Origin of the sequence: Cytobacillus sp. Hm23, from assembly GCF_051842895.1 — a bacterium.
Taxonomy (GTDB): domain Bacteria; phylum Bacillota; class Bacilli; order Bacillales; family SM2101; genus Nanhaiella.
This window is the reverse complement of sequence record NZ_JBPXRQ010000030.1, coordinates 47,930-54,234: the sequence shown is the minus strand read 5'-3', so window position 1 is coordinate 54,234 and position 6,305 is coordinate 47,930. Positions and strand designations below refer to the sequence as shown.

The 6,305-nt window shown below is 35.2% G+C and carries 7 protein-coding genes; 2 read left to right on the top strand and 5 right to left on the bottom strand.

What is annotated here, in order from left to right; genetic code table 11:
• Positions 1 to 244 precede the first annotated feature (244 nt).
• Together ACSVDA_RS17400 and ACSVDA_RS17395 are read right to left on the bottom strand one after the other, a co-directional pair.
• Complete coding sequence (locus ACSVDA_RS17400) at positions 245 to 1,627, bottom strand: glycine--tRNA ligase (protein ID WP_485884732.1); 1,383 nt, start codon at positions 1,625 to 1,627, stop codon at positions 245 to 247.
• Between the two features lie 425 nt (positions 1,628 to 2,052).
• Complete coding sequence (locus ACSVDA_RS17395) at positions 2,053 to 2,502, bottom strand: MarR family winged helix-turn-helix transcriptional regulator (protein WP_485884730.1); 450 nt, start codon at positions 2,500 to 2,502, stop codon at positions 2,053 to 2,055.
• Between the two features lie 295 nt (positions 2,503 to 2,797).
• Between ACSVDA_RS17395 and ACSVDA_RS17390 the strand changes: the two genes are divergently transcribed.
• Positions 2,798 to 3,217, top strand: coding sequence for an organic hydroperoxide resistance protein (locus ACSVDA_RS17390; RefSeq protein WP_214482895.1), 420 nt, complete (start codon positions 2,798 to 2,800; stop codon positions 3,215 to 3,217).
• A gap of 141 nt (positions 3,218 to 3,358) precedes the next feature.
• Here ACSVDA_RS17390 and ACSVDA_RS17385 read toward each other — a convergent pair whose 3' ends face one another.
• The 3 genes from ACSVDA_RS17385 to ACSVDA_RS17375 all read right to left on the bottom strand — a co-directional run bounded on the left by ACSVDA_RS17385 (position 3,359) and on the right by ACSVDA_RS17375 (position 5,405).
• Positions 3,359 to 3,688: an AzlD domain-containing protein gene (locus ACSVDA_RS17385; RefSeq protein ID WP_485884727.1), complete on the bottom strand. Its 330-nt coding sequence runs from the start codon at positions 3,686 to 3,688 to the stop codon at positions 3,359 to 3,361.
• A 60-nt stretch (positions 3,689 to 3,748) separates the two neighbouring features.
• Positions 3,749 to 4,501, bottom strand: coding sequence for an AzlC family ABC transporter permease (locus ACSVDA_RS17380; RefSeq protein WP_485884725.1), 753 nt, complete (start codon positions 4,499 to 4,501; stop codon positions 3,749 to 3,751).
• Between the two features lie 94 nt (positions 4,502 to 4,595).
• Complete coding sequence (locus ACSVDA_RS17375; RefSeq protein WP_485884723.1) at positions 4,596 to 5,405, bottom strand: TrmB family transcriptional regulator; 810 nt, start codon at positions 5,403 to 5,405, stop codon at positions 4,596 to 4,598.
• Positions 5,406 to 5,799: 394 nt separating this feature from the next.
• On the opposite strand from ACSVDA_RS17375, the gene ACSVDA_RS17370 reads away from it, so the two are divergent.
• A complete protein-coding gene (locus tag ACSVDA_RS17370) occupies positions 5,800 to 6,300 on the top strand; it encodes a hypothetical protein (RefSeq protein ID WP_485884721.1) in 501 nt (166 codons plus the stop codon).
• The last annotated feature ends 5 nt before the right edge of the window (positions 6,301 to 6,305 follow it).

Here is a 6,305-nt window from a genome sequence, read left to right as displayed (position 1 = left end):
TCTAGCTACGCCTCCTAGCCTCTCTAGGTCACTTCGCCATTTCATCAAAAGTCAAAGAGCGACTTCTAATGAAATACCTCCAGTGCTTGTCGAGGCTGGTCAGTCGGCTTCGCTTTTCTAACTGTCTAGCTACGCCTCCTAGCCTCTCTAGGTCACTTCGCCATTTCATCAAAAGTCAAAGAGCGACTTCTAATGAAATACCTCCAGTGCTTGTCGAGGCTGGTCAGTCGGCTTCGCTTTTCTATTAAAATCTAACTTTTGCTTCTAGGAAGCTTTTTAATTCATTAATCGGTAAACGCTGTTGTTCCATTGTATCGCGATCACGAACGGTCACCATGTTATCATCCTTCGAATCGAAATCATATGTGATACAGTATGGTGTTCCAATTTCATCATGTCGACGATAACGTTTCCCAATGGAGCCAGCATCATCGTAATCAACCATAAAGTCTTTAGCAAGGTCTTGGAATACTTGTTTTGCTTCATCGGATAGTTTTTTTGATAATGGCAAAATTGCAGCCTTAATAGGTGCTAAAGCCGGATGAAAATGCATCACTGTTCGAGAAGTCCCATCTTCCAATGCTTCTTCTTCATAAGCATCAATTAAAAATGCTAATGTTACACGGTCCGCACCAAGTGAAGGCTCAATACAATATGGAATATAGCGTTCATTTGTCGTCTGATCAATATAATTGAAGTCCTCACCTGAGTGTTCCATATGCTGCTTAAGATCGTAGTCCGTACGAGATGCAATTCCCCATAACTCACCCCAGCCAAATGGGAATTTATATTCAAAATCAGTTGTAGCATTACTGTAGTGAGATAATTCTTCATCAGAATGATCTCGCAAACGAATGTGGTCCTTCGTCATTCCTAAAGAAAGTAGCCACTGTTCAGCCTGTTCCTTCCAATAGTCAAACCAATCAATTTCTTCACCCGGCTTACAGAAAAACTCAATTTCCATTTGTTCAAATTCTCTTGTACGGAACGTGAAGTTACCAGGCGTAATTTCATTACGAAAACTTTTTCCTATTTGAGCGATACCGAAAGGTAACTTTTTTCTCATTGTCCGCTGAACGTTTTTAAAGTTAACAAAGATCCCTTGAGCGGTTTCAGGCCGTAGATAAATCTCATTGGTACTTGATTCAGTAACCCCTTGATGTGTTTTAAACATAAGGTTGAATTGACGAATATCAGTAAAATCATCACTTCCACAATCTGGACATGTAATTTGATGCTCAGTCATCAATTCTTCCATTTTTTCAAATGGAAGCCCATCAACTACCAACTCAATCCCTTTGTCTTCAAGTGCATTTTCAATTAACTTATCGGCACGATGTCTTGCTTTACATTTTTTACAATCAATCATCGGATCATTGAAATTTCCTAAATGACCAGATGCTTCCCATGTTTTTGTGTTCATTAAGATGGCAGCATCAAGTCCTACATTATAAGGTGACTGCTGAACAAATTTATTCCACCAAGCTTTTTTAATATTATTTTTCAACTCTGTACCTAGTGGTCCATAATCCCATGTATTAGCTAAACCTCCGTATATTTCTGAACCTGGAAAAACAAACCCCCGATGCTTTGCATGTGCTACAACTTGATCCATTGTTACAGACATAGTTAGACACTCCTTCAAAAAATGTGTTTTTCTATGGAAATTAATAAGCTTTTACACTTCATAACGCCCATATTTTATATCATTACTATTCCTCCTGTAGATAGAGAAAAAACAAAAAACCCCCATCCCTCGGCGAATAGCGCCTAGGGACGAGAGTTTGTCTCCCGCGGTTCCACCCTAGTTGATACTAATAATTAAGTACCCTCTTTGGAAAATTAACTCCAGATTGCCGTTTCACTGATTTTTTATCAGGCTTCCACCATCCCTGATTCGCTTAAAACATTATCAGTTACTATTGATCCTTCATCGTTTAATAAATATATAAGTTTGAAAATTATTTTATCAAAAATCTACATTAATGCAAGTGGTTAAATATCATTACATTTTAATTTAAACATTTCATAAAATTGTGTGTTTAGTGATTACTACTTTTTTGTATTTATTTGATGTACTTGATTAAGTAGCTGTTGAACTAGTTTCCTCATACTAACCAATTCATTAGAAGACATCTCACCATTGTCAATTAATGACATTGGTATACAAATAGCTTTTTCTTGCAAAAGTTTCCCGTCCTCGGTTAATTTAATTAACACTCTTCTTTCATCTACACTTGACCTTTCTCTAACGATCAACCCTCCATCTTGCATTCTTTTTAATAGGGGAGTTAAAGTCCCAGAATCTAAAAACAACTGTTCACCTAACTCTTTCACTGTGCTCTCTCCACTTTCCCACAGTACAAGTAAAACAAGATATTGAGGATATGTTATGCCAAGCTCATCTAATAATGGTCGGTACATTTTAGTAATTTCTCTAGATAAGGCATAAACAGAGAAACAGAGTTGATTATCTAATTTAAGTAAATCATCATTGTTCATTTTTTCCCACCTACATTTCAAAAAAGTTGTGCACAATTTATTTCTTACAAATAAAATTATCTTTTTAAACATTAATTGTCAACTACTCAGAATAACTTACTTATTTTATATCTTAGAAACATATTGAATATTTACATGTTGAACAGCACATAATGATTCTTGATGACACACTAACCCTTTCCAAAATATAAATAAAAACTGTTGACAAATAAAATTTTTACAGTTATATTAGTATTACAAAATTAAATTGTACACAACTAAATTGTGCGACACTTAATATAAAGGAGAATGAAAAATGGAAGCAATTTATACAGCAAAAGCTACAGTTCAAGGTGGAAGAGAAGGAAAGGTTTCTTCAAGTGATGGTGCTATTCAATTAGATTTAAGCATGCCGAAAGAACTTCAAGGTCCTGGTGGAAGTGGAACTAACCCAGAGCAATTATTTGCAGCAGGATACGCAGCTTGTTATGAAAGTGCATTAAAATTAGTTGCTCGTAATAAAAAGATGGCGATTGGAGATACTCAAGTAACTGCACAAGTATCCATTGGAAACGATCCAGCTGGCGGATTTAAATTAGCAGTTCAACTTGATGTGAAGATTCCTGGTGTAGAAGTTGATGTGGCGAAGGAATTAATTCAAGAAGCTCATCACGTTTGCCCATATTCAAAAGCTACTCGTGGTAATATAGATGTAGTATTACGTGTTGTAAAATAACTACTTGAAAACGACAAAAAGGTGGAACAAGATTGTATCCACCTTTTTTGCGTTGTCTTACTATGATTTTACTTTTAAATTATAGGGCTCGGATAAAACCTCATCACCCTGCCAATTAGCCACAAAACTTCCGAAATGAGACTACATCATTATTAACATGAAAACGACAGCTATGATTGAACCTGTTAACACTAACAAAATGTGTAAACGTAATAACGACAATAATACAGCAACAATTCCTCCGGTTAAGCCAATAAATATATTATCTTCTTGAATTGTTAAAATTCCTGGGAAAATCAATGCCCCCAATGCTGCATATGGGATATATGATAACCAACGATTAACCCAATCGGGAAATGTAACAAAATTAATTACAAATGCTGGGATAACACGAGGTATAAATGTAACAATTGCCATACCAATAATGATTAATAATATCTCCATATCATCTACAAACCTCATTTCTATCATTGATAACATTAATAAACCTACCCTATTGTGATTGGGTATGCTTTGATCAATACTAGTTTACTAGCTATTTTGTTGTATAGATTCTCGTTCTTTGAAAAATACACCTATGAGGCTACTTATAAGTGTAGCTATGACAATAGCCCAACCTGAGCTTACAATCATTGACGCAAATGTACAAATGACCATACTTATTACAACGATGCTTAATACTAACCTTGATTTCCGCGCTACTGGTACTACTAGCGCAATGAACATTGCATAGAGACCGACGGACATACCTTGACTAATAACCGGTGGAAAAATGCTTGAAAAAAGTCCACCAACTAGAGTCCCTGCTATCCATGATAAATACGCTGTTGCAAATATGCCTAGAATAAAAAATTGATTTGTGGCATCTTTTTCTTTCCCTTGTAATGAAAATACTGAAAATGTTTCATCTGTTATACCGAAAGATAACAAAGCTTTCCACTTAATAGGAATATGGTTCAGTCTATTTATGAATGACATACTCATAATGAAATGACGAAAATTAAGGACAAATGTAGCTACAATAATTTCGATTACAGTTGCATTAACCATCACCATACTGGCTGCCATAAATTGACTCGCACCAGCAAAGACTGCGATTGACATAAAGGTTGAATGCCATAGCGACAAACCTGATTGAACAGCAATCATTCCGAATGTAACTGCTATCGGAAAATAACCAATCGCTATTGGTAGAGCAACCCTTGACCCTTTTAAGAACAAGTTACTATTTTGGAGTTTTTTTCTCTGGGATATGTTTTTTTGTTCAACATTTATGCTAGGCATCACATTTCTCCTTTCACAAGTTTATATAACAACTTAATATTAGCTGTTATCTTCCTAACTACTAATAATTCGTGTGTAAAAAAGGCGGCCCAATTCATTTGAACCGCTTTCCTGTTACAACATGCAGAAGGTCATTGTCCTTTCTCCATAGTGAATCTAATTTATCCTCCCCAAATTTACGCGTGATTTCTTCAATCATAATATCATGCCTAATATATTCAGTTGCGACTAATATAAGTGCAGGATCTTTCGATTTGACTGCCCAAGCAGGTGTTTCTTCAGAAAAATTTGCTATGATTACCTCTTCTCCATCTCTAGCAGCAATTGTTAAATGACCACCTGTTCTTTCTTTCACAACTTCTGGTGGCATGTAGTTATGATGATAAGTGGAACCTAATTGTAAATGTTGATTACCGAATAAAATAGTAAAGATTTTAACGCCTTCTTCATGACGCTGATCGACAGCTTCTTGTATCATAGGAGTTTGTGGCTCCCATACTGATAACCATAGTTCTTCTTCAGCATTGCCAATTAAATCAACTATTTCCGCTATAACTAGTTCGTCACTACGGATATGCCAAATAACATCTGCTTCGCGTTCGCCTTCTAATGTCATTAAATTTTTTTCTAGGTAATCAAATGACTGTTCAAATTGACTCCTAAACCTTGTAATTAATTCCTTAGCAGGTACAGGAGTATATTTCACTGGATCAGAAGGCACTTTATATACCGCACCCTTATCCAACAATTTACCTATCACTTCATATATCATCGATCGTGGAACTCCTGAAAGCTTACTAATTTCATATCCTGTACTAGGAGATTTCTTTAGCAAGCTTATATAAGCTTTACATTCATATTTAGAAAAACCCAACTTTTGAAGTTCATTATAAATTTCTTCCACTTCTTACTCCCTCTAGTAGTTATTATACTACCTACTATAAAGATTTTAAAGTAATTGTCAACTTTTTATATAGATGCTTTACCATGTTTTTCTCTCTAAAAAATATTATATGTTTACATTTACCGTTAGTAGCGTACTACCTTCCACATAGAGATGACTATAGAAAAAGCTATGCTAATTCGATTACAGTAGCTACATAATTAACAACAGGAAGCATCCTGTATGAAACTTTTTTTTACGCTACACGTAAAAGAGATAAGGGGGAGAAAATATGATCGTATAATACTTTTTATAGTGACAGTACGAATTAATCATTTTTTACCATATATACCTAATTACAACATTAGGTTTCTATGGTACGATATGAATGTGATTTTTTGAAAGCAGGTGTACTATGAGCAAAACTACAAAATTAATTAAAGGTTTATCAGCGGCTGTGATTGCAACTGGGTTATCTGGTTGTTCAAGTGCGGCGAATGAGTATACTTATGAAACAACTGATATTGGAGATGGAGATACAAGAACCATTCCAATCGAGCCATCGGTAGTTGGCTGTGATGAATGGGACTGGGATGTTGATGATGAAATGTATGAATGTGATGATGATGATTCAGATTATCGCGGTCATTACTTTTATCAAAATAAGCTATTCAAAACAAAAGCTGACATAAAAAGTGGAAAGTATAGTAAAAGTTTTGTTTCAACTTCAACGAATGCTGTAAACAATAATACTAACAATTCCACCTCTCAATCAAACCAGTCACAATCTAAATCTTCAAATAATTCTGTGTCAAACAATTCTGAACAACCAACAACTTCCACTCAAAAGTCACAATCAAGTTCAAGTAGTTCATCTGGATTTGGTAAGAGTAGCAGTGGATCATACGGAGGGTAATAACT

Bases quoted from the DNA above. Each gene is read 5' to 3' on its own strand.
- ACSVDA_RS17400 (WP_485884732.1), bottom strand. From the start codon at position 1,627: ATGTCTGTAACAATGGATCAAGTTGTAGCACATGCAAAGCATCGGGGG.
- ACSVDA_RS17395 (WP_485884730.1), bottom strand. From the start codon at position 2,502: ATGAACAATGATGATTTACTTAAATTAGATAATCAACTCTGTTTCTCT.
- ACSVDA_RS17390 (WP_214482895.1), top strand. From the start codon at position 2,798: ATGGAAGCAATTTATACAGCAAAAGCTACAGTTCAAGGTGGAAGAGAA.
- ACSVDA_RS17385 (WP_485884727.1), bottom strand. From the start codon at position 3,688: ATGATAGAAATGAGGTTTGTAGATGATATGGAGATATTATTAATCATT.
- ACSVDA_RS17380 (WP_485884725.1), bottom strand. From the start codon at position 4,501: ATGCCTAGCATAAATGTTGAACAAAAAAACATATCCCAGAGAAAAAAA.
- ACSVDA_RS17370 (WP_485884721.1), top strand. From the start codon at position 5,800: ATGAGCAAAACTACAAAATTAATTAAAGGTTTATCAGCGGCTGTGATT.